Raw genomic sequence first — 455 nt, forward strand, 5'->3', positions numbered from 1 at the left:
GGCCGAGGCGCTGGCCACCCAGGCGCGCGCCCTCGGCGTGGAAGCGAGGGTGATCGACGATGTGGCCGAGGCACTTCCACATGTGTCGATGGTCGTCACGGTGACGTCGAGCCGCACGGCGGTGCTGCCCGACGTCGACAGTGGGTTGTGGACAGATCGGCACTTCGTCGCAGGCGTCGGCGCATTCCGCCCCGATATGTGCGAGCTGCCGCCCGTGCTCTGCCAGACCGCCTCCGCCCGAGGCMGGCTGCTGGCCGACACCCTGTTCGGCATCGAGGACGAGGCGGGCGACCTGCTCCAGGCYGGCATCGACTGGGCCACGGTCCAGCCATTCGAAACCGCCATTCTCGATGCCGACGCCCTGCGCGCCCGCACCGGCTGCCCGCTGGTCTTCAAGAGCGTGGGCTACGCGCTCTGGGACCTCGCTGCCTGCGTGCTGGCGAGCCGGAGTGACG

At 70.6% G+C, this 455-nt stretch carries 1 protein-coding gene; it reads left to right on the forward strand.

All coding sequences use genetic code 11. The features are described from left to right. Nucleotides 1-455, forward strand: a 455-nt coding sequence (locus AC1DCP_RS26460; protein ID WP_476774879.1) for a Rossmann-fold NAD(P)-binding domain-containing protein, incomplete at both ends; no start/stop codon positions are given.

Source organism: Agrobacterium sp. 10T429 (assembly GCF_056393925.1).